Genomic DNA, 20,497 nt, shown 5'->3' on the forward strand with positions numbered 1-20,497 from the left:
TGCAGCGTGTTGTAGGGCAACCTGTTATGGGCGCAGCTTGCGGCCAGAGCGCATCAGGTCCGCATATTGACCTGCAGGGCGGAACTTCCACAAGTATTCCGGCAGCACCGATTCCATCGTGGTGGGGATGATCCCCAGCGCGTCAAATCCCCGCGCGCCGTCGTTTACGACATTGTCATGCGCAAGGTTGTGCAGCTGATCGCGGGTCAGAACCTTGTTTTTCAGCAAGCCAAAGCTAACGAACTGGACCAGATCCAGCACCCCGGCCATGATCCCGGCGATCCAGAACGGCAGGCCAAGGACGATCCGACGACGCTGGATTACCTCCAGCAGGGTGGCCATCAGCTCGCGGAAGCTGGCCACGCGCGGCCCGCCCAGCTCATAAACACCGGGCGTGGCTTGACCCAGCAGCGCCAGTTCAGCGGCATGGGCCACATCATCCACATAGACCGGCTGGAACTTGGTCGCGGCCGCCGCGATCGGCAGGAACGGCCCCATCCGGGTCATTGCCCCGAACCGGTTAAAGAACTGATCCTCTGCCCCGAAGATAACCGAGGGGCGCAGGATCACCGCGTCGGGCATGTGGCGCAAAACCGCCGCCTCGCCCGCGGCTTTGGTCCGGGCATAGGCGCTGTTGGACTTGGCATCCGCTCCGATGGCCGAGATATGCACCATCTGCGCAACACCCTGTTCGGCGGCGATCCGGGCAATCCGCTCGGCTCCGGCCTCTTGGATGGCGGCAAAGCTATTCCTGCCCGCTTCGGCCAGAAGACCAACGCAGTTCACGACCGCATCGGCCCCTTGCATCATCGCGGCAACCGACTCGTCGTCGCGGATATTGCACAGCAGCGGCTCGATCTGTCCGACCGCGCCATAGGTCTTTACGAACATCGCCTCGTTCGGGCGACGCACGGCAACACGGATACGCCAGCCGGCTTTTGCCATGCGGCGTACGATATAGCGGCCGACAAAGCCCGATCCGCCGTAGATGGTGACCAGTTTCGACATGGCATCGCTCCTGCTTCTTTGTTCATTCCCGATCTACCGCCCCATGCCCAGCGGAACAAGGTGGAAAAACACCGCAGCCGCCGCCCGCCGCCGCTCTTGGCTGGGGGTGTCCGAACCCCTGTCGCGAGAAAATGAAAAAAGTTCGAAGCGGCGCGGAAAATCCGTTTGACACCCCCCCCGAACATACTTAGAGAACGGCCTCACGACACCTGCCCAGGTGGCGGAATGGTAGACGCGCTAGCTTCAGGTGCTAGTGTCTGTATGGACGTGGAGGTTCGAGTCCTCTCCTGGGCACCATAAAACCAAAAAACCCGTGAAAGCTTCGGTTTTCAAGGGTTTTTTGTTTTTGCCCCCAATTCCTCCCCACAAACTGCCACATGCAGATTTCGCGCCGCTTGAGCGTCGAATTCGGGCGATGGAGCGGTTGCGAACCCTGTCGTTGGGGCGTTTGCACAGCCGGAAATTGGGTTCCTTCGACGAAACCCCTTCCCTGCAAGGGTGAAAACACGCATAAATCGCCGCAATTGGGGTTGACCCGCGCCACTATGCGTTGTGTTTGACCACCATATAACGCTAACATTACGCAATGAGGCCCAAGATCGGGCGGACGAAGGAGACAGAAAAATGTCAAAACCGATGACCAAGACTCAGCTTGTCGCCGCTTTGGCCGAGGAAATGGGCGCCGACAAGAAAGCTGCAGGCACTGCGCTGGACGCGATCACTGCGCTGATCACGCGCGAAGTATCGGGCGGCGGCGCCGTGACTCTGCCGGGCGTTGGCAAAATCTATTGCCGTGAACGCCCCGAGCGCATGGTGCGCAACCCCGCCACTGGCGAACAGTTCCAGAAAGAGGCCGACAAGGTGGTCAAGATGACCATCGCGAAGGCCCTGAAGGACAGCGTGAACGCCTGATTGGCCTGAACGCGAATTCTATTGAACAGGGCCACCGGATCGGGTGGCCCTGTTTCGTTTGTGGGGCCGGTTTTCGGGCGTGATTGACAGAGGGGCCGGTTGCGTTGACCGGGCGTCTCTCATACATCGCGCGGGCGCCCAGAAGGAACCCGCCCGTGAGCCGCATCACCAAAATCGCAATCGGAAGTCTGCTGGTCGGAATCGTCGTCCTGGCGATCAAGCTGCTGGCTTGGCGCATGACCGGCTCGGTCGCGCTGTTGTCGGATGCGCTGGAAAGCATCGTCAATGTGGCCACCGCCGCTGCGGCGTTGGCGGCGGTGCTGTATGCCCGTCGGCCCGCGGATGCGAACCACCCCTATGGCCATCACAAGGCCGAGCTGTTCAGCGCCGTGCTTGAGGGGGTGATGATCGTGGTGGCCGCGCTCGTCATCCTGCACGAGGCTTGGGGCGCCTTTTTTCAGCCGCGCCAGATCACCGCACCATTGGCCGGGCTTCTGGTCAATGGCGTGGCCAGTGTGCTGAACGGGATCTGGTGCTGGGTGTTGATTACCCAGGGCCGCAGCCTGCGGTCGCCGGCGCTGCTGGCCGATGGCAGGCATCTGCGCACCGATGTGGTCTCGTCGGTGGGGGTCGTCTTTGGCGTGCTGGTCGCGGTGGCGACCGGGGTGGCGTGGCTGGATCCGCTGATGGCAGTACTGGTGGCGCTGAACATCCTCTGGGCCGGTTGGGTTGTGATGCGCCAATCGGTGGGCGGGCTGATGGATGAATCCCTGCCTGAGGAAACGCTGCAAGAGGTGCGCACCGTAATCGCGCAAGAGGCCACCGGCGCCTATCAGGCGCATGACCTGCGCACCCGGTCCGCCGGGAGCGCCTCTTTTGTCGAGTTTCATCTGGTGGTGCCGGGCGAGGTGAGCGTGAATCAGGCGCATGAAGTCTGTGACCGGGTTGAGGCGGCGCTGGAAAAGGTACTACCCGGCAGCGTCATCACCATCCATGTAGAGCCCGAGGACAAGGCCAAGCGCACCGGAATCACGGTGCGTTAAAGCTTCGTTAGGCTCTGTTTCGCGGCAATTTGGCCCCGCTTCCAACTTAGGGATCGGTTTAGGCGCACTCCTGCGGCCCTGTTCCGCCAAGAGGGGGCCGGTGATGGGGGCACAAACCGGGGCGGCAACGGGTGGCAATCCAACGCCGGCTTGCCGCAGCTGCACACAAACCCTTTGCAAGCGGGCGCTATCGCCCTATGAGTGTGGCACAATTTGCCCCGAGGGACCCCAACATGCAGATGCTAGGCACTTTCATCAAACCGATGCATCGCGAGGGGATCAAGTTCGTCGCGATTTTTGCCGCCGTCACCGTTGTTCTGTTCCTGATCTCAGAGGTTCTGGGTTGGATCGGCGTCGGCCTGACTGTGTGGTGCTATTACTTCTTTCGTGATCCCGAACGGGTGACACCGCCGCGCGAGGGGCTGGTCGTCAGCCCCGCCGATGGCATCGTGTCGCTGATCGAACCGGCGGTGCCGCCCGCCGAACTGGGGATGCCGGATCAACCGCTGACCCGCGTCAGCGTGTTCATGAGCGTGTTCAACTGCCACGTGAACCGCACGCCGATCGCGGGCGAGATCACCGCCATCGCCTATCGTCCGGGCAAGTTTTTCAATGCCTCGCTGGACAAGGCCAGCGTCGACAACGAACGCAACAGTCTGGCGATCCGCATGGCAGACGGCCGCAGCCTTGCCGTGGTGCAGATCGCCGGTCTGGTGGCCCGCCGCATCGTTTGTTTCACCGAGATCGGCGCCAAGATGCAGACCGGTGAACGGTTCGGCCTGATCCGCTTTGGCTCGCGGCTTGATGTCTATCTGCCCGAGGGGGTGGAGCCGATGGTTGAGATCGGGCAAACCATGGTCGCCGGCGAAACCGTGCTGGCCGATCTGCTTCTCCCTGAGCGAGCATAGAAACGGGCACCATGACAGAGGCACCTGAGAAGATTCGGTCGGAATTCGGGCTGATCCAGCTCCTGCCGAACATGATGACCATCGCGGCGATCTGCGCCGGGCTTTCGGCAATCCGTTTCGGTGTGCATGGGGAATATTCCCTGGCGGTGCGGCTGATTTTGGTCGCCGGGATTTTGGATGGGCTGGACGGGCGGGTCGCACGGCTTTTGCGCAGCGACAGCAAGACCGGGGCCGAGCTGGATTCGCTGGCCGATTTTCTCAATTTCGGCGTTGCCCCGCCGCTGGTGATCTATTTCTGGGCCATGCAGGACATGCGCAACGCCGCGTGGCTGGCGGTGCTGGTCTTTGCGGTGTGCTGCGTGATGCGGCTGGCGCGTTTCAACGTCTCGGCCAAGTCCGAGGACAAGGAAAGCGAGACCGCCTATTTCGTCGGCATCCCCTCGCCGGCCGGGGCGCTGCTGGTGCTGCTTCCGATCATTTTCTCGTTTGCCTTTCCCGCCGCGCCCAAGCTGCCGGATGTTGTGCTGTGTCTTTATATCGTGGCGATCGGCCTTTTGCTGATCAGCCGCATTCCCACCTGGTCTTTCAAAACAACCAAGATCTCGCGTGAGAACGTCAAATTCTTTCTTGTCAGCTTTGCTTTTGTCGCTGCCGGTGTCGTGACCTATGCCTGGATCACATTGGTGGTGCTGTGCCTCGCCTATGTGGGAACGATCATTTGGGCCCTGATCGTGAAGCCCCACCAGACCCACAAAGAAGAGTGATCCCTTGGATATCAAAACCATTCAGACCTCCTATGCGCGTTGGGCGCCGATCTATGACAAGACGTTCGGGGCGATCACCAATGACGGTCGGCGTCGGGCGGTCGGCTATATCAATTCTGGCTCTGGTCATGTGCTGGAGGTCGGGGTCGGAACCGGGTTGTCGCTGGGGCATTATCGGCCCGACATGAAGGTGACCGGGATCGATTTCAGCGAAGAAATGCTGGCAAAGGCCCGCACCAAGGTGCAGGAGGTCGGGCTGCGTCAGGTGGTCGAACTGCGCCAGATGGATGCGCGCGCGCTGGATTTCCCCGATAACAGTTTCGACACGGTGACGGCGATGCATGTGCTCTCCGTGGTACCCGAGCCCGAGCGCGTGATGTCCGAGATTGCCCGTGTGTGCAAACCCGGGGGGCGGGTGGTGATCACCAACCATTTCAAGCGCACCAGCGGGCCGCTCGCGGCGCTCGAGCGGGTCTCGGCACCCTTTGCCAACGTGTTGGGCTGGCATTCCGATTTCGCCATCGAGAGGGTTCTGGGGGAACCGTCTTTGACAGTGGAAGAACGCACCAGCCTGCCGCCGCTGGGGATGATGACCTTCCTGCTGCTGCGCAAGACCGGCGGCTGACGGCGGGCGCAGGGCCTGCGCTGTCGCCTGCGTCCACTTGTCTTCCCTTGACCTAGCGTCTAGCCCTTTTGCGGACATATGACGCAGCCGGAGGCTTCATGGATATTCGTGCAATTGCTATGGGGCTGGCGTTTGCCTTCATGTGGTCCTCTGCCTTTACCTCGGCGCGGATTATCGTGGCCGATGCCTCGCCGCTGTTCTCGCTGGCGCTGCGGTTCCTCGTTTCGGGTCTGTTGGGGGTGATTATCGCCCGTTTCATGGGCCAGAGCTGGCGGTTGAGCCGCAGCCAATGGTACGCCACGATCCTGTTCGGCCTCTGTCAGAACGCGCTTTATCTCGGGCTCAACTTCATCGCCATGCAGACGGTCGAGGCCGGGCTGGCGGCAATCATCGCCTCGTCCATGCCGTTGCTGGTCGCGCTGGCGAGCTGGCTGTTGCTGGGGGAAAAGCTGCGACCCCTCGGTGTGCTGGGGCTGGCGGCAGGTTTTGCCGGTGTCGGGTTGATCATGGGCACCCGGATCAGCGCGGGGGTCGATCTGTACGGCGTTCTTCTGTGCGCCATTGGGGCGCTGGCGCTGGCCTTTGCCACGATGGCGGTGCGCGGGGCCACCAAGGGCGGCAATTTCATGATGATCGTCGGGCTGCAGATGCTGGTGGGCTCGGCGATCCTGTTCGTCGCGGCACCCCTGACCGAGACCCTTCATGTCACGCCAAGCTGGCGGCTGGCGGCGGCGTTCGCCTATACCACGCTGGTTCCTGGGTTGGCGGCAACCTATGTCTGGGTGGTGCTGTTGCACCGGATCGGGGCCACCCGCGCGGCGACCTTCCACTTTCTCAACCCGGTGTTCGGGGTGGCTGTCGCTGCCGTGTTTCTGGGCGAGAAGCTGGGATCGCTCGACGTGGTCGGGGTGTTGATCGTCACCGTCGGCATTCTTGCGGTGCAGCTTGCGCGCCAGCCGGTTCCGGTAAAACCCTGACCGATGCGCCGCTGATTCCCCTTTGCATTTGGCGGGATCGGCCCATCTAATGCCTCAAGCACGCGCAGGAGATCACAGATGACCCAATACGGCAGAACCCCCGACGCCATCGCGGCGCTGTCGCCCGAGGAATATTATGTCACGCAGGAAAGCGGCACCGAACGGCCCGGCACCGGCGCGCTTTTGAACAACACAGAGCCGGGGATCTATGTCGATATCGTGTCGGGAGAGCCGCTGTTCGCCTCGGCCGACAAGTTCGAGTCAGGCTGCGGCTGGCCCAGTTTCACCAAACCGATCACACCGGCCTATGTGAGCGAATTGCAGGACAGCTCGCTCGGCATGATCCGCACCGAGGTGCGATCAAAACACGGTGACAGCCATCTGGGTCATGTGTTCCCCGATGGGCCGCGCGACCGCGGCGGCTTGCGCTACTGCATCAATTCCGCCTCGCTCCGGTTCATTCATCGCGACGAGATGGAGGCCGAGGGCTATGGCGACTATCTGGACCAAGTGGAGGGCTGAGCAATGAGCAAGACCGAACGCGCCGTACTGGCGGGCGGCTGTTTCTGGGGCATGCAGGATCTGATCCGCAAAAAGCCCGGCATTCTGGGCACCCGCGTCGGCTATACTGGCGGGGATGTGCCCAACGCCACCTATCGCAACCACGGCACCCATGCCGAGGGGATCGAGATCCTGTTCGACCCGGCGGTGATCTCGTATCGCGATATTCTGGAATTCTTCTTTCAGATCCACGATCCGACCTCGATCAACCGGCAAGGCAATGATCTGGGACTCAGCTATCGCTCGGCGATCTATTATGTTGATGCAGCGCAGAAAGAGACGGCGCTCGATACCATCGCTGATGTCGAGGCTTCCGACCTCTGGCCCGGCAAGGTGGTGACCGAAGTCGAGCCGGTGGGTGATTTCTGGGAGGCCGAGGTCGAGCATCAGGATTATCTGGTGAAACACCCCGGCGGCTATACCTGCCATTTCGTGCGCCCTGACTGGGTGTTGCCGAAACGCGGACAGGCGGCGGAATAGGGTCTAAACCTCGGCGGTCAGGCGGGTGTCCGTGTGGCCGATGATGCGGGCGGTGACGATCTGCCCCTCGGGCTGGGGCGCGGCGAAATCCACCTCGGTGAAATGCTCGGTCCGGCCCATGTGCGGATTTTCCATCAGCACGTTGTGCCGTGTCCCGACCTGCGCCGCAAGGTGGCGCGCCACCTGCGCGTCGCCCGCCGCGCGCAGCCGCGCGGCCCGCGCCTTGGCAACGGCACCGTTCACCTGATTGGGGATCTTGGCCGCCGGCGTGCCCTCCCGCTTGGAATAGGGAAAGACATGCAGCCAGGTCAGGTCGCAGTCGGTCACCAGCTTGAGCGAGTTCTCGAAATGCGCCTCGGTCTCGGTCGGAAAGCCGGCGATGATATCGGCGCCAAAGGTGATGCCGGGGCGTAGCCGTCGTGCCTCGTCGCAGAACCGGATGGCGTCATCGCGCAGGTGCCGCCGCTTCATCCGCTTCAGGATCAGATCATCCCCATGCTGCAGCGACAGGTGCAGATGCGGCATCAGCCGGGACTCGGTTGCGATCGCCTGCATCAGGTTCTCGTCCGCCTCGATCGAATCGATCGAAGAGATGCGCAGGCGCGCCAGATCGGGCACCAGTTTCAGGATGCGCATCACCAGATCGCCAAGGTGCGGCTCTCCCGGCAGGTCAGCCCCCCACGAGGTCAGGTCAACGCCCGTCAGCACCACCTCGTTATAGCCCTTGTCCACCAGCCGCTTGATCTGGTCCACCACCACACCGGCAGCGACGGAACGGGAATTGCCCCGGCCATAGGGGATGATGCAGAAGGTGCAGCGGTGGTCGCAGCCGTTCTGCACCTGAACATAGGCGCGCGAACGGGTGCCGAATCCGTCGATCAAATGGCCGGCGGTCTCGGTCACGCTCATGATGTCGTCGACCGTCACGCGCTCGGACTCGCCGATAAAATCGGGGGCCATGCGCGCCCATGTCTGGGGCTGCATCTTTTCGGTATTGCCGATCACCCGGTCGACCTCGGCCATGGCGGCAAAGGTTTCCGGCTCGGTCTGGGCGGCGCAGCCGGTGACGATGATGCGGGCGCCGGGGTTTTCGCGGCGCAGCTTGCGAATCTCTTGGCGCGCCTTGCGCACGGCCTCGGCGGTGACGGCGCAGGTGTTGACCACCACCGCGTCAGAAAGGCCGGCTTCGGCGGCCAGTTCTTTCATCGCCTCGGTCTCATAGGTGTTGAGCCGACAGCCCAGCGTGGTGAACTTGGGTGCGCTCATTTTACCGCGTCCAGAAAGGCGGGCGTCAGCGCGCCGCTGAACACATGCATGGTCGCTCCGGTCATCCAGACCCCATCGTCGCGCCAATCGACCTGTAGCGTGCCGCCATCGAGCGTGATGGCCACCTTGCGCCCGGTCAAGCCGCGCCGCGCCGCCGCCACCGCCGTGGCGCAGGAGGAGGAGCCAGAGGCCAGCGTCACGCCCACACCGCGCTCCCACACCCGCATGCGCAGCCGGTCGGGGCCGATCAGGCTGGCAAACTGCACATTGGTGCGCTGCGGAAACAGCGGGTGATGTTCGATCTCGGCGCCGCGCGCCTCCAGATCGACCGCCTCGGCATCCTCCACGAAAAAGGTGCAATGCGGGTTGCCCATGCCGGTGGCCGTCGGGGTGCCCTCGATCGGAAGCTCCAGCGTGTCCATCGCCCGGGCCAGCGGGATCTCAGCCCAGTCCAGCTGGGGTTGCCCCATGTTGACCGATGTCAGCCCATCGCCGGCGTCGCGCGCGTAAAGCGTGCCGCGTTCCGTGGTGAGGGTCAGCGCAGCTTTGCCGCTGTGCTGCATCAGATGGCGGGCGATGCAGCGGGTGGCGTTGCCACAGGCCGCCGATGTCGATCCGTCGGCATTGTAAAAGATCAGATGCGCGTCGGCCCCCCCGGCCCCGGGCCTGATCACCGCGAGTTGATCGAATCCCACACCGAATTGCCGGTGCGCGATGGTCCTGATCAAGGGGACGCCCAACGCGACATCCTGCGCGCGCGCATCGACAATGACGAAGTCATTGCCCAGCCCGTGCATCTTCATGAAGGGCAATCCGGTATCTGTGCGTGTCTGCATGGCGCGCATATAGCGATGCCGGGGCGGGGAATCCAGAGAATCCGAACCGATAGGCATAAACTGCACGATTCGGGCTTGACCGCCCGGCGTGGCTTTTCTAGTTAGCCCCCAACCTGATGCCGGGGATGAAAATTTCCTGCGTCGGGGGGCAATTTAGGCGTTGATCCTTCCGGGTCAATTGGCTTAGAGAGCAACACGGCAACGGGCAGATCCCGAAGCCGAAGAGTGGGCCGTTAGCTCAGTTGGTAGAGCAACTGACTTTTAATCAGTTGGCCGCTGGTTCGAATCCAGCACGGCTCACCACTCTTCCCTTTTTGGGCATGTGAGACAGATTTTCGTCCTGCGGTGCAAATGGACATGCGCTGGGCGCAGTCCCGATTAGCGCCGATGGCGGCAGGTTTCGCCCGTCCACTTACAGCCCCCCCCGAAATGTTTATCAAAGCGACGACGTGCGCCGTGGTCGTCAGCCCTTGGCCAGCGCAGGACATGCCGCGTCGGCGCGTGGCGCGCGTATCTGGAATGTCCTGGGGGCTGCGCATGGCGGGCTGTAAGCCCTTTATGCCGGGCAGGGCGGAGGGGGGGCGTTCTGGGGGCCTGCGAGGGCTCGGGGGGCGGCCTACGCGCCCCCCGGCCCGCTTATTTGGCCTTGCGGCGGAACAGGCGGGTGACGATGACGAAGAACAGCGGCACAAACAGCACGCCCAGCACCGTGGCCGAGATCGTCCCGCCCAACACGCCAGAGCCGATGGCATTGCGCCCTCCGGACCCCGCCCCGGTGCTCAGCACCAGCGGCAGCACCCCGAGCGAAAACGCCATCGAGGTCATGACGATCGGGCGGAAGCGCTGGCGTGCCGCTTCGATCACCGCGTCGAACACAGTTTCACCCTGGGCGTGGCGGTCGCGGGCGAACTCCACGATCAGGATCGCGTTCTTGCCGGTCAGACCGATCACGGTCAGCAGGCCGACCTGAAAGAACACCCCGTTTTCGAATCCGCCCAACCAGGCCCCGGTCAGCGCGCCCAGAACGCCGATCGGCATCGCCAGCATGACGGCAAAGGGAATCGACCAGCTTTCGTACAGCGCGGCGAGCGACAGGAACACGGCGGCCAGTGACAACGCATACAGCAGCGGCGCCTGACTGCCCGATTGCCGCTCTTCCAGCGACAGACCGGTCCAGGCCAGATCATAGCCCCCGCCAAGTTGGGCGGCCAACCGCTCCATCTCGGCCATCGCTTCGCCGGTCGAGACCCCGGGCGCGGGAGAGCCCTGAATCTGCAGCGCTGGAACGCCGTTATAGCGATACAGCCCCTGCGGCCCATATTCCCAGTTGCCCTCGGCAAAGTTGGAAAAGGGCACCAAGCCGCCGGTGGCATTGCGGACACGCCATTTCTCGATATCGCTCGGCGTTGCGCGGGCATCTGCCTCGCCCTGAATATAGACCCGCTTGATTCGACCCTGATCAAGAAAATCGTTGACGTAAGATCCGGCCCAAGCCACCCGCAGCAATTCGCCGACGGCGGTGGGGGTCAGGCCCATCGCCCCGGCCTTGCGCCAATCGATATCCAGATTGAACTGCGCCGCATCCGACAACCCGCTGGGCCGGACCGAGGCGATCAGCGGGCTTTGCGCCGCCATCCCCAACAGCTGGTTGCGCGCCGCCGTATGGTCCTCGTGCGACTGGCCGCTGCGGGCCTGCAGATAGAAATCAAAGCCTGACACGTTGCCCAATTCGATTACCGAAGGCGGCACGATGGGAAACACCATGGCATCCTGAATCTGGCTGAAGGCGCCAAAGGCCCGACCGGCCAGCGCCTGAACGCCTTGGTTTGGCAACGGGCGCTCATCCCAGCTTTTCAACTGGATAAAGCCCAGCCCCATGTTTTGACCCTGCCCCGCGAACGAGAACCCGACCACGCCGAACATGGATTTTACCACGTCGGTCTCCTGCGTCAGGTAATAGTCTTCGACCTGTTTCATCACTTCGCGGGTGCGCTCGGCGGTGGCCCCGGTGGGGGCCTGGACGATGGTGAACAGAATGCCCTGATCTTCGTCTGGCAGGAACCCGGTAGGCGTGCGCATGAACAGCCCGACCATCACCCCGGCCAGGATCAGGTACACGATCCCCGAGCGCAAGGGGCGCCGCAGGCTCCAGCGTACCGTGCCGGCATAGCCACGCGTGACCCCGTCAAAGCCGGTGTTGAACCAGCGAAAGGGGCCGCGGCGGGCGCCGTGATCCGAACTGCGCAGCAGCGAGGCGCAAAGCGCCGGGGTCAGCGTCAGCGCCACCACCACCGACAGCGCCATGGCCGAGGCGATGGTGATCGCGAATTGCTGATAGATCACCCCGGTCGAGCCGGGAAAGAACGCCATGGGCACGAACACCGCCGAGAGCACCATGGCGATGCCGATCAGCGCGCCAGAGATCTGGCCCATGGACTTATGCGTTGCCTCGCGCGGGGAAAGCCCCTCGTCGCGCATGATCCGCTCGACGTTCTCGACCACCACGATGGCGTCATCCACCAACAGGCCGATGGCCAGCACCATCGCCAGCATGGTCAGCGTGTTGATAGTGAACCCGGCCGCCGCCAGAATCCCGAAGGTGCCCAAAAGCACGACCGGCACCGCCAGCGTGGGGATCAGCGTGGCGCGCAGGTTTTGCAGGAACAGCAGCATCACCAGAAACACCAGCACGATCGCCTCGAACAGGGTCTTGATCACCTCTTCGATCGAGATCTCGACAAACGGCGTGGTGTCATAGGGGATCACATAGTCGATCCCCTCGGGGAAGAAGTTGGCGAATTCTGCCACCCGCGCCTTGACCGCCTTGGCGGTATCCAGCGCGTTGGCGCCCGAGGCCAGACTGATCGCCATACCGGCAGAGGGCGCGCCGTTGAACCGCGCAATGGCGGAATAATCCTCGGCCCCGATCTCGACCCGTGCCACATCGCCCAACAACACCAACCCGCCATCGGTTTCCGCGCGCAGAACGATCTGGCGGAAATCCTCGGGCGTGCTCAGCAGCGACTGCGCGGTGATCGTGGCATTCAGCTGTTGCCCCGACACGGTTGGACGTGCGCCAAAGGAACCGGCCGAAATCTGTGCGTTCTGCGCCGAGACGGCGGCGACCACATCCGAGGGCGTCAGCTCGAACGCGGCGAGTTTTGACGGGTCCAGCCAGATCCGCATGGCGTATTGGCCACCAAAGACCCGCACATCCCCGACGCCTTCGATCCGGCTCAGCTCGTCCACAAGGTTGGTGACCAGATAGTCGGACAGGTCCACCTGTTCATAGGTGCCATCGGGCGAGATCAGGCTGACCACCATCAGGAACCCGGCCGAGGATTTCTGTACGGTTATGCCCTGCCGTTGTACGGTTTCGGGCAGCAGCGGCGTGGCCCGCGACAGTTTGTTCTGGACCTGCACCTGCGCGATGTCGATGTCCGTCCCGGTCTCGAAGGTCAGAGAGATCTGGGCGCTGCCCGATGAGTTGGAATTGGACGAGAAATACCGCAGCCCGTCGAGCCCGGTCATCTGCTGTTCGACCACCTGGGTGACGGTGTTGGACACGGTTTCCGCCGAGGCGCCCGGATAGCTTGCCCGGATCGTGACCGAAGGCGGTGCGATCTGTGGGTACTGGGCGACAGGAAGGCTGGTGATCGCCAAGATCCCCACCCCCATGATGAGGATGGAAATCACCCAGGCAAAGACCGGGCGGTCGATGAAAAAACGGGCCATGCGTGGCGGTCCTTATTAACTGTCGTTCAGTTCGAGTCGTCCGCAGCAACGGCGGCGCGCTCTTGCGGCGTGACGGTGGCGCCCGGCGCTGCCTTCTGGAAGCCGGCGACCACAACCCGGTCCCCGTCTTTCAACCCGCTGTTGACGACCCAATGGTTGCCTTGATCCTGCAGAATCGAAAGCGGGCGTTCCTCGATCACGTTGTCGGCGCCCACCACCCAGGCGATGGGACGACCACGACGGTCGCGCAGCACCCCTTCCTGCGGTACAAGAAAAATACCCTCGGCGGCTTCGACCGGCATGTCGACCTGCACATACATCCCCGGCAGCAACAGCCGGTCGGGGTTGGCGAATTCCATCCGCAGGGTGACCACACCGGTCAGCGGATTGACCTTGGGTTCGGCCGCCGTCAGCTTGCCGGTTTCGCGGTATTCGGACCCGTCGGCCAGTGTCAGCCGCACGGTGCGGTCAGCATCGCCCAACTGGGCCTCGGTCTCGCCGCGACGCCAGCGCAGCAGGTCAGCGGCGGATTGGGTCACGTCCACATGCACCGGGTCGATATCGCGGATCACGGCCAGCGGCTGGGCCTGACTGGCGGTGACCAGCGCGCCCGGGCTGGACTGCGACAGGCCGATCTGCCCCGAGAGACGGGCGCGGATGACCGTATGCGACAGCTCGATTTCGGCCGAGTTCAGCCCGGCGCGGGCGACCTCCACAGCCGCTGCGGCGGAGTCGCGCGCGGCTGTCGCGTCGTCGAGCGCCTGATCGCTTGCCACCTTGCGCTGATGCAGCTCGTTGATCCGGTCGGCTTCACGTTGTGCGGTGCGCAACTGGGTCTCGGCCTGGGTCACGCCGGCGCGCGATTGCTGCACGATGGCCTCATAGCTGGCCGGGTCAATCCGGAACAGCGGATCACCGGCGCTTACCTCGGCCCCTTCCGGGAACAGGCGTTCGGTGATGATGCCGTTGACCTGCGGGCGCACATCGGCCTCTGACGAGGCGGCGACGCGGCCCGGCAGCGCCGAGGTCAGCGTGATGGTCTGCGGCGCGACCGTGACGACGGTCACGGCAGCGGGCGGGCGGCCTTGCTGCTGGGCGGTGGCGGACGCAGTCAGCAGGCCGACTGCGAGGGGAGCGGCGAAAAGAGCGGCGAAAAGACGGGTCAGGGTCAGGCGCAAGAACACGGTCATGACGGGGCTTTCAGGAAAGAGGATTGGCATGGTCGCATGAATGGCTTAGGAAACTGTGGCGTTTCTATAATCAGTCAAGTGGTCGGATGACAAGCGGTCTTTGCGCGGATCGTATCACGCCGGCGTGAACACTGGAGCGGACATGACGAATGCTGAAAAATGCGTAGCTGCCCCCCGGCGCGGTCGTCCGATTGTGTTGCTGCCGGAAGAGCGGCAGAAACGCATATTCGAGGCGCTTGAGGCCGTCTACAGCGAAAACGGGCTGGACGGGGCCAGCATGGATGCGCTGGCCAGCCGCGCGGGCATGTCCAAGCGCACGATCTATGGGATATTTCCCAGCCGCGCCGCATTGTTGCAGGCCTATCTGGAGCAATATGGCGGTGGCTTCATCCGGCCGGTCCCGGAGGGGATGTGCGACCGCCCCCTTGTGGAACGGCTGCACCTGACGCTGCCTTCTGAGTTTGGCGCGTGCGGGTTCGGTCTGCCGTTGGAGATCCTGCGTGGCTTAGTTGCAGAACGGCCCGCCGCTCCCGCTGTCGCCTGCGAGATGCTGGAGCGCACCACCGACGCCTATCGCCGTATTCTGGCCGATGAGCTGCAACGGGGCTGTGCCCGCGGCGAGGTCGAGATCGACGATGTGGAGGCTGCTGCGGCGCTGTTGTTTGACATGTTGCGTCCCTGGCCGATCGAAACGCTGCTCGATCCCGGGCGTTTGCCCGATGAGGCAACGATGGCCGCGCGGCTGGATATGGCGATTTCGATCTTTCTGCATGGAACTGCGCCGCGCGGGTAAACCGGGGGCTGCGGCGGTGAATTTCCTTGCCGGGCGCTTGCGCCTTGTGGGCGGATGGGGACATCTTGGCCGCAGGCTGTGTGCCGCAGGCTGTGTGCCGCAGGCTGTGTGCCGCAGGCGCTGGAGCATTTTCGGGCGGCGAAAAAGGTTATGGCTGAACAACAGGATGACTGAGCCCGATACAGGATGTCGCAGGATCGGGGCTGGAAACGGGGTGGCGGAAAATAATACACATATTAAATAGACCATATAACCCGCATCCAAATCTGCGCCCTCATCTGGGCCAGTCCAGATAGCCTGCGCCAGTCCAGCGATCGAGCAAGCCCGTGTCCGCAAAAAAAACTCCTTCCAGCCGTCTGATTACCGAGCGGCCGCGCCAGCTGTTGCGCGCGGCCTCGATTTGGAGCGCGTTTTCGGGGGTGCTTTGGCCGGTGCAGGCGGCGCTGATCGCTTGGGTCATTCAGGGCTGGGCCGCAGGCGGAATTGGCGCGGCGGGATGGGCGGCTGCGGCGGGGTTCGCCCTGTTGGGCCTGCTGCGCGCGACGGCGGACCGGGTCGCCGGGCGGCGCGCTTTTGCGGCGGCGGATCTGGTTGTCGCGGCCGAGCGCAAGGTGCTGCTTGACCGCGAGAGCCTGCGCTCTGACCGGGCGGTATCCTCGGCCGATCTGGCGGCGCTTTTGTCGGAAAAGCTGGCGCTGCTGATGCCCTATGTGTCGCGCTATCGTCCGGCGATGGCGCGGGTGATGGTGCTGCCGCTGCTGTATCTGGCGCTCACCGCATCCCTGTCCTGGGCGGCGGCGCTGGTGCTGCTGCTGGCGGGCCCGCTGATCCCGGTGTTCATGGCGCTGGTGGGCATGGCGGCGAAAGAGGCCAGCGCCCGCCAGATGGTCGAGATCGGCGATATGAACACCTTGTTGATCGACCGGATCGCGGCGTTGCCCGATATTCGCATTCTGGACGCTACCGAGAAATCGCGCGCCGATTTCGCCGCCCTCGCCGAAGGGGTGCGGCGGCGCACCATGGTGGTGCTGCGGGTGGCATTCCTGTCCTCGACCTTGCTGGAGCTGTTTTCCGCCATCGGGGTGGCGATGGTGGCGGTCTATGTCGGCTTTTCGCTGTTGGGCGAGATCACCTTTGGCACCTATGGCGCGCCGCTCACTTTGGGCGAGGGGGTGTTTATCCTGCTGCTGGCGCCGGAATTCTTTCAGCCGCTGCGCGATCTGGCAGCCGCTTGGCATGACAAGGCCGCCGCCGAGGCCGTGGCCGAGGAGTTGGAGGCGCGCGCGTCGCGCGTCGCGGCGCAGGTTCTGGGCGCAGGCGCCCGGGTCGATCGGCTGGGCGGGCCGGCAACGCTGGAGATGACCGGGGTGCGCGTGCGGCGCGGTGGGCTGGTGCGGGCAATGCCCGACCTGTCGGTCGCTGCCGGCGAGAGTGTGGCGCTGCGCGGGCCGAGCGGGACCGGGAAATCGACGCTGCTGGATCTTGCTGCCGGGCTGCTGCGCCCGGAGGCGGGGCAGATCACGGTGGCGGGGCGACCGCTGGACGATGACAGCGCCGATGGTTGGCGCGCGCGGCTCGCCTTTGTGCCGCAGTCGGTGCATGTGCCCGATGTGACCCTGCGCGACTTTCTCGACCCGCACGGCCAGGGCGCGGATCTGGCGGCGGCGCTGGACAAGGCGCGGGCGGGCTCGATCGTTGCGGCGCTGCCCGAGGGGCTGGACACACGGCTGGGCGAAACCGGCGCTGGCGTGTCGGGCGGCGAGGCGCGGCGGCTGTTGTTGGCGCGGGCGTTTCTGACCGGGGCCGATGTTATCTTGGCGGACGAGCCGACCGCCGATCTCGATACCGGGACGGCGGGCGAAATTATCGCGGCACTGGTCGCGCTGGCGGAGGCGGGGCGCACGGTGATCGTGGCCACCCATGACATGCGACTGGCGGCGGCGATGGGCCGGGTGATCGAGCTGGAGGGCGCGGCATGAGGGCGATTTGGCAGATCTTTCGGCTGCTCTGGGCGGCGGATCCGCACGCGATGTGGCGCGGCGCGGCGTTGAGCGTGGTGGTCCTGATCATGGGCGCGGCGCTGTTGGGGCTGTCGGGGTGGTTCATCACTGCGACGGGGCTGGCGGGCGTCGCCGGGATCGGCATCGCCTTTGACGTGTTCCGCCCCTCGGCGGGGGTACGGTTTCTGGCGCTGGGCCGGGCGGGCGCGCGCTATGGCGAGCGGGTGTTGACCCATGACGCCACCCTGCGGGCGCTGGCGGCCTTGCGGATCACCCTGATGCGGCGGCTGGAGATCTGGCCGATCGAGGCGCTGCGGCAGCTGCGCGGTGGTGCCGCGCTGACGCGGATTACGGCAGATGTGGATGCGCTGGACGGTGTTGCGCTGCGTCTGGCGCTGCCGGTGGCGGCGGCGCTGGTCACCCATGTGGTGGCTTTCGCGATGCTGTTCTGGTTGGTGACGCCCGCGGTCGCGGTGGCGATTGCGCTGGGCTATCTGCTGGGCGGGTCGCTGATTCTGCTGCGGGTGGCGTTGCGCACCTTTGCCCCCTCGACCGAGGCCGAGGCGGCGATGCAGGCGTTGCGGCGCCGCGCCATCGACCTGTTTCGCGGCCAGCGCGAGGCGATCCTGCAGGGGCTGTTGCCCACGTGGCGCGCCCGGATCGAGGCCGAGGATTCCCGCACCCGCGCCGCGCAAGACCGACTGGACCGGATCGACACCGGTGCCGGGCTGGTGCTGTCGGCGGTGGTGGCGCTGGTCACTGCGCTGGTGCTGGGCCTGTCGGGTGGGTTGATCGCGGCCGGGCGAATCGACCCGGCGCAGGCAGCAATCGGGGTTTTCGTCGCGCTGGCGCTGGCCGAAACCATCCTGCCGCTGCGCCGGGGTCTGGCCGAGATCGGGCGCATGCGCGATGCTGCCGAACGGGTTCTGGCACCGCCGCCGGCGGGGGCGCGACCGTTGCCCGCCGTGGGCCCGGCACCGCAGTCGGACCGGGCCGCCGGGCTGGAGGTTTGCGATCTGTCGCTGACCCGTCCGGGGCGGGATGTGGCGCTGCTCAGCGGGGTAAGTTTTGCCGTCGCACCGGGCCAGATGCTGGCCATCAGCGGCGCCAGCGGCACCGGAAAAAGCACGCTTTTGGATGCCTTGGCCGGGATTGCGCCGCTGCGCGCCGGATCGGCGCGCCTGCTTGGCGTGCCGCTGGGGGAATGGCCCGAACCCGCGCTGCGCCAACATCTGACCCTGTTGCCGCAGCGCACGGCGTTGTTGGGCGGCACCATCCTGGAAAATCTGGAGATCGCCAGGCCAGGTCTGACCGAGGATGAGGCCCAGGAGGTGCTGCGCGCCGTGGCGCTGGATGGCGTGATCGCAGAGCGCGGCGGGCTGGAGGCCCGTCTGGACGAGGGCGGCGCCGGGCTTTCGGGGGGCGAATCGCGTCGGCTGGCGTTGGCACGGGCACTGTTGCGCCGACCGGACATCCTGTTGCTGGACGAACCGACCGAGGGGCTGGACGCCGAAACCGCGCGACGTGTGGTCGCTGGCATCCGGGCCTATCTGCCGACGGCCGCGATCGTCGCGGCGACTCACCGCGAGGCCGAGAAAGACATAGCCGATATGCATCTGGATCTTAAGGATTTCGTTCAGAATCAACAGTAGCCTTGACGCAGATCAAGTATCTGTGAGGCCCGTCGGGTGTAGCAAGATCGGAATGATGTATTTTTCAAGCAGGTATTGGCGACATGATTGAGTCGCCAATACCTGCGAACCCAAACCGAGGAGATGCGCATCATGGAGATTGATGTCGTCGAGCTGTCACGCCTCCAATTCGCGATGACAGCCATGTATCACTTCCTCTTTGTGCCGTTGACGTTGGGCCTGTCGGTGCTCGTCGCGATCATGGAGACGGTCTATGTGATGACCAACCGCCCGGTGTGGCGCCAGATGACGAAATTCTGGGGCACGTTGTTCGGGATCAACTTTGTGCTCGGCGTTGCCACGGGCATCACGATGGAATTCCAGTTCGGCATGAACTGGTCCTACTACAGCCACTATGTCGGTGACATCTTCGGCGCGCCGCTGGCGATCGAAGGGCTGATGGCCTTCTTCCTCGAAGCGACCTTTGTCGGGCTGTTCTTCTTCGGCTGGGACAAGCTGAGCAAGCGGGCGCATATGGTCGTGACCTGGATGGTCGCGATCGGGTCGAACTTTTCGGCGCTGTGGATCCTGATCGCGAATGGCTGGATGCAAAACCCGGTCGGCTCGCAGTTCAATCCCGACAGTATGCGGATGGAGATGACCTCGTTCTTTGAGGTGATGTTCAACGAGGTGGCGCAGGCCAAATTCGTACACACGGTATCCGCCGGTTACGTGACGGCGGCAGTCTTTGTTCTGGGGGTTTCGGCTTGGTACCTGCTGAAGGGGCGCCATGTCGAACTGGCCCGCAGGTCGATCGCGGTTGCCGCAACCTTTGGCTTGGCGTCCGCGCTGTCGGTCGTGGTGCTGGGGGATGAATCCGGCTATTCGGCCAGTCACACCCAGAAAATGAAACTCGCCGCGATCGAGGGCATGTGGGAAACCCATGATGCGCCTGCGTCCTTTACCTTGGTCGGCTTCCCCGACAAGGAAGCGCGCGAGACCCATTACGCGCTGGAAATTCCATGGGTGATGGGGCTGATCGGGACACGGTCGCTGACCCAGCAGATCCCCGGCATCAACGATCTGGTCGATCAGGCCGAGGAAAAGATCCGCAACGGTCTTATCGCCTATGATGCGCTGATGACGATCCGGACCGAACGCGCAAGCACACCCGATGAGGTGCGCGCGACCTTCGAGGCCCATTCCGAGGATCTGGGGTTTGCCCTGCTGCTGAAACGCTATGTGGATGACCCGCGCACCGCGACGGAAGAGCAGATCAAGACCGCTGCCGCCGATACCATCCCCGGTGTGGCCTCCTTGTTCTGGGCGTTCCGCCTGATGGTCGGGCTTGGCTTCAGCTTCATCGCGGTGATGGCCTATTTTGCCTTCATGGCCAGCTTCCGTGGCATGCGGTTCCCGCGTTGGGCGCTGTGGCTGGGTGTGATCATCATCCCGACGCCTTGGCTCGCAGCAGAACTGGGCTGGTTCGTGGCAGAATTTGGTCGCCAACCCTGGACGGTTGACGGGGTGTTGCCCACCGCGCTTTCGGTAAGCCACCTGAGCGTTGCCGATCTTCTGATCACGCTTGCGGGCTTTGTCACCCTCTACACCGTTCTCTTCATCATCGAGATGGGGCTGATGCTGAAATATATCCGCAAAGGGCCTTACGAGGATGTCGAGGAAACAGAAACCTGGATGGCGCGTCATGAAGACCGGTTGCGCGCCAATGACGACAAGGGCCCGTTTGCGCCCGAGCCAGCGGAGTAAA

Annotated in this window: 17 protein-coding genes and 2 tRNA genes; 14 read left to right on the plus strand and 5 right to left on the minus strand. The window is 64.0% G+C overall.

Annotated features, from left to right (window positions below):
* Window positions 1-24: 24 nt before the first annotated feature.
* Window positions 25-1,008, minus strand: coding sequence for a complex I NDUFA9 subunit family protein (locus tag E1B25_RS15665; protein WP_132830463.1), 984 nt, complete (start codon window positions 1,006-1,008; stop codon window positions 25-27).
* A 211-nt stretch (window positions 1,009-1,219) separates the two neighbouring features.
* On the opposite strand from E1B25_RS15665, the gene E1B25_RS15670 reads away from it, so the two are divergent.
* From E1B25_RS15670 to msrA, 9 genes are all read left to right on the plus strand, one after another.
* Window positions 1,220-1,305, plus strand: a tRNA-Leu gene (locus tag E1B25_RS15670).
* A gap of 327 nt (window positions 1,306-1,632) precedes the next feature.
* Window positions 1,633-1,920 (plus strand): HU family DNA-binding protein, encoded by a 288-nt coding sequence (locus tag E1B25_RS15680; RefSeq protein WP_132830465.1) that lies wholly within the window; start codon window positions 1,633-1,635, stop codon window positions 1,918-1,920.
* Between the two features lie 155 nt (window positions 1,921-2,075).
* Window positions 2,076-2,963, plus strand: a complete 888-nt coding sequence (locus tag E1B25_RS15685; RefSeq protein WP_132830466.1) for a cation diffusion facilitator family transporter — start codon at window positions 2,076-2,078, stop codon at window positions 2,961-2,963.
* Window positions 2,964-3,196: 233 nt separating this feature from the next.
* On the plus strand, window positions 3,197-3,871 hold the full coding sequence (locus E1B25_RS15690; protein ID WP_132830467.1) for a phosphatidylserine decarboxylase: 675 nt from the start codon (window positions 3,197-3,199) through the stop codon (window positions 3,869-3,871).
* Between the two features lie 11 nt (window positions 3,872-3,882).
* Window positions 3,883-4,635: a CDP-diacylglycerol--serine O-phosphatidyltransferase gene (gene pssA, locus E1B25_RS15695; RefSeq protein ID WP_132830468.1), complete on the plus strand. Its 753-nt coding sequence runs from the start codon at window positions 3,883-3,885 to the stop codon at window positions 4,633-4,635.
* A gap of 4 nt (window positions 4,636-4,639) precedes the next feature.
* A complete protein-coding gene (locus E1B25_RS15700) occupies window positions 4,640-5,260 on the plus strand; it encodes a class I SAM-dependent methyltransferase (protein ID WP_132830469.1) in 621 nt (206 codons plus the stop codon).
* A gap of 98 nt (window positions 5,261-5,358) precedes the next feature.
* On the plus strand, window positions 5,359-6,237 hold the full coding sequence (locus tag E1B25_RS15705) for a DMT family transporter (protein ID WP_132830470.1): 879 nt from the start codon (window positions 5,359-5,361) through the stop codon (window positions 6,235-6,237).
* Window positions 6,238-6,315: 78 nt separating this feature from the next.
* On the plus strand, window positions 6,316-6,759 hold the full coding sequence (msrB, locus tag E1B25_RS15710; protein ID WP_132830471.1) for a peptide-methionine (R)-S-oxide reductase MsrB: 444 nt from the start codon (window positions 6,316-6,318) through the stop codon (window positions 6,757-6,759).
* Window positions 6,760-6,762: 3 nt separating this feature from the next.
* A complete protein-coding gene (gene msrA / locus E1B25_RS15715) occupies window positions 6,763-7,278 on the plus strand; it encodes a peptide-methionine (S)-S-oxide reductase MsrA (protein WP_132830472.1) in 516 nt (171 codons plus the stop codon).
* Between the two features lie 3 nt (window positions 7,279-7,281).
* Here the strand turns inward: msrA and mtaB are convergent, their stop codons facing one another.
* The gene (gene mtaB, locus E1B25_RS15720; protein ID WP_132830473.1) at window positions 7,282-8,544 is read right to left on the minus strand and encodes a tRNA (N(6)-L-threonylcarbamoyladenosine(37)-C(2))-methylthiotransferase MtaB; all 1,263 of its coding nucleotides are present in this window, start codon (window positions 8,542-8,544) and stop codon (window positions 7,282-7,284) included.
* The gene (dapF, locus tag E1B25_RS15725; RefSeq protein WP_132830474.1) at window positions 8,541-9,389 is read right to left on the minus strand and encodes a diaminopimelate epimerase; all 849 of its coding nucleotides are present in this window, start codon (window positions 9,387-9,389) and stop codon (window positions 8,541-8,543) included. Before dapF ends, mtaB begins: the two co-directional genes overlap by 4 nt.
* 218 nt (window positions 9,390-9,607) lie before the next feature.
* On the opposite strand from dapF, the gene E1B25_RS15730 reads away from it, so the two are divergent.
* Window positions 9,608-9,683, plus strand: a tRNA-Lys gene (locus E1B25_RS15730).
* 333 nt (window positions 9,684-10,016) lie between these two features.
* Here the strand turns inward: E1B25_RS15730 and E1B25_RS15735 are convergent.
* Window positions 10,017-13,115, minus strand: coding sequence for an efflux RND transporter permease subunit (locus E1B25_RS15735; RefSeq protein WP_132830475.1), 3,099 nt, complete (start codon window positions 13,113-13,115; stop codon window positions 10,017-10,019).
* A gap of 26 nt (window positions 13,116-13,141) precedes the next feature.
* Window positions 13,142-14,305, minus strand: coding sequence for an efflux RND transporter periplasmic adaptor subunit (locus tag E1B25_RS15740; protein ID WP_132830476.1), 1,164 nt, complete (start codon window positions 14,303-14,305; stop codon window positions 13,142-13,144).
* 142 nt (window positions 14,306-14,447) lie between these two features.
* Between E1B25_RS15740 and E1B25_RS15745 the strand changes: the two genes are divergently transcribed.
* The 4 genes from E1B25_RS15745 (at window position 14,448) to E1B25_RS15760 (ending at window position 20,496) form a co-directional block, all read left to right on the plus strand.
* On the plus strand, window positions 14,448-15,098 hold the full coding sequence (locus E1B25_RS15745; RefSeq protein WP_132830477.1) for a TetR/AcrR family transcriptional regulator: 651 nt from the start codon (window positions 14,448-14,450) through the stop codon (window positions 15,096-15,098).
* Between the two features lie 326 nt (window positions 15,099-15,424).
* Window positions 15,425-17,077, plus strand: a complete 1,653-nt coding sequence (locus tag E1B25_RS15750) for an ABC transporter ATP-binding protein/permease (RefSeq protein ID WP_132830478.1) — start codon at window positions 15,425-15,427, stop codon at window positions 17,075-17,077.
* Window positions 17,074-18,750 (plus strand): amino acid ABC transporter ATP-binding/permease protein, encoded by a 1,677-nt coding sequence (locus E1B25_RS15755; RefSeq protein WP_132830479.1) that lies wholly within the window; start codon window positions 17,074-17,076, stop codon window positions 18,748-18,750. The genes E1B25_RS15750 and E1B25_RS15755 overlap by 4 nt, the downstream gene beginning before the upstream one ends.
* A 132-nt stretch (window positions 18,751-18,882) precedes the next feature.
* The gene (locus tag E1B25_RS15760; RefSeq protein WP_132830480.1) at window positions 18,883-20,496 is read left to right on the plus strand and encodes a cytochrome ubiquinol oxidase subunit I; all 1,614 of its coding nucleotides are present in this window, start codon (window positions 18,883-18,885) and stop codon (window positions 20,494-20,496) included.
* The last annotated feature ends 1 nt before the right edge of the window (window position 20,497 follow it).

The organism is Antarcticimicrobium sediminis, from assembly GCF_004348975.1.
Classification (GTDB): Bacteria; Pseudomonadota; Alphaproteobacteria; order Rhodobacterales; family Rhodobacteraceae; genus Antarcticimicrobium; species Antarcticimicrobium sediminis.

Bases quoted from the DNA above. Each gene is read 5' to 3' on its own strand.
- E1B25_RS15665 (WP_132830463.1), bottom strand. From the start codon at position 1,008: ATGTCGAAACTGGTCACCATCTACGGCGGATCGGGCTTTGTCGGCCGC.
- E1B25_RS15680 (WP_132830465.1), top strand. From the start codon at position 1,633: ATGTCAAAACCGATGACCAAGACTCAGCTTGTCGCCGCTTTGGCCGAG.
- E1B25_RS15690 (WP_132830467.1), top strand. From the start codon at position 3,197: ATGCAGATGCTAGGCACTTTCATCAAACCGATGCATCGCGAGGGGATC.
- pssA (WP_132830468.1), top strand. From the start codon at position 3,883: ATGACAGAGGCACCTGAGAAGATTCGGTCGGAATTCGGGCTGATCCAG.
- E1B25_RS15705 (WP_132830470.1), top strand. From the start codon at position 5,359: ATGGATATTCGTGCAATTGCTATGGGGCTGGCGTTTGCCTTCATGTGG.
- msrB (WP_132830471.1), top strand. From the start codon at position 6,316: ATGACCCAATACGGCAGAACCCCCGACGCCATCGCGGCGCTGTCGCCC.
- msrA (WP_132830472.1), top strand. From the start codon at position 6,763: ATGAGCAAGACCGAACGCGCCGTACTGGCGGGCGGCTGTTTCTGGGGC.
- mtaB (WP_132830473.1), bottom strand. From the start codon at position 8,544: ATGAGCGCACCCAAGTTCACCACGCTGGGCTGTCGGCTCAACACCTAT.
- dapF (WP_132830474.1), bottom strand. From the start codon at position 9,389: ATGCGCGCCATGCAGACACGCACAGATACCGGATTGCCCTTCATGAAG.
- E1B25_RS15735 (WP_132830475.1), bottom strand. From the start codon at position 13,115: ATGGCCCGTTTTTTCATCGACCGCCCGGTCTTTGCCTGGGTGATTTCC.
- E1B25_RS15740 (WP_132830476.1), bottom strand. From the start codon at position 14,305: ATGACCGTGTTCTTGCGCCTGACCCTGACCCGTCTTTTCGCCGCTCTT.
- E1B25_RS15745 (WP_132830477.1), top strand. From the start codon at position 14,448: ATGACGAATGCTGAAAAATGCGTAGCTGCCCCCCGGCGCGGTCGTCCG.
- E1B25_RS15755 (WP_132830479.1), top strand. From the start codon at position 17,074: ATGAGGGCGATTTGGCAGATCTTTCGGCTGCTCTGGGCGGCGGATCCG.
- E1B25_RS15760 (WP_132830480.1), top strand. From the start codon at position 18,883: ATGGAGATTGATGTCGTCGAGCTGTCACGCCTCCAATTCGCGATGACA.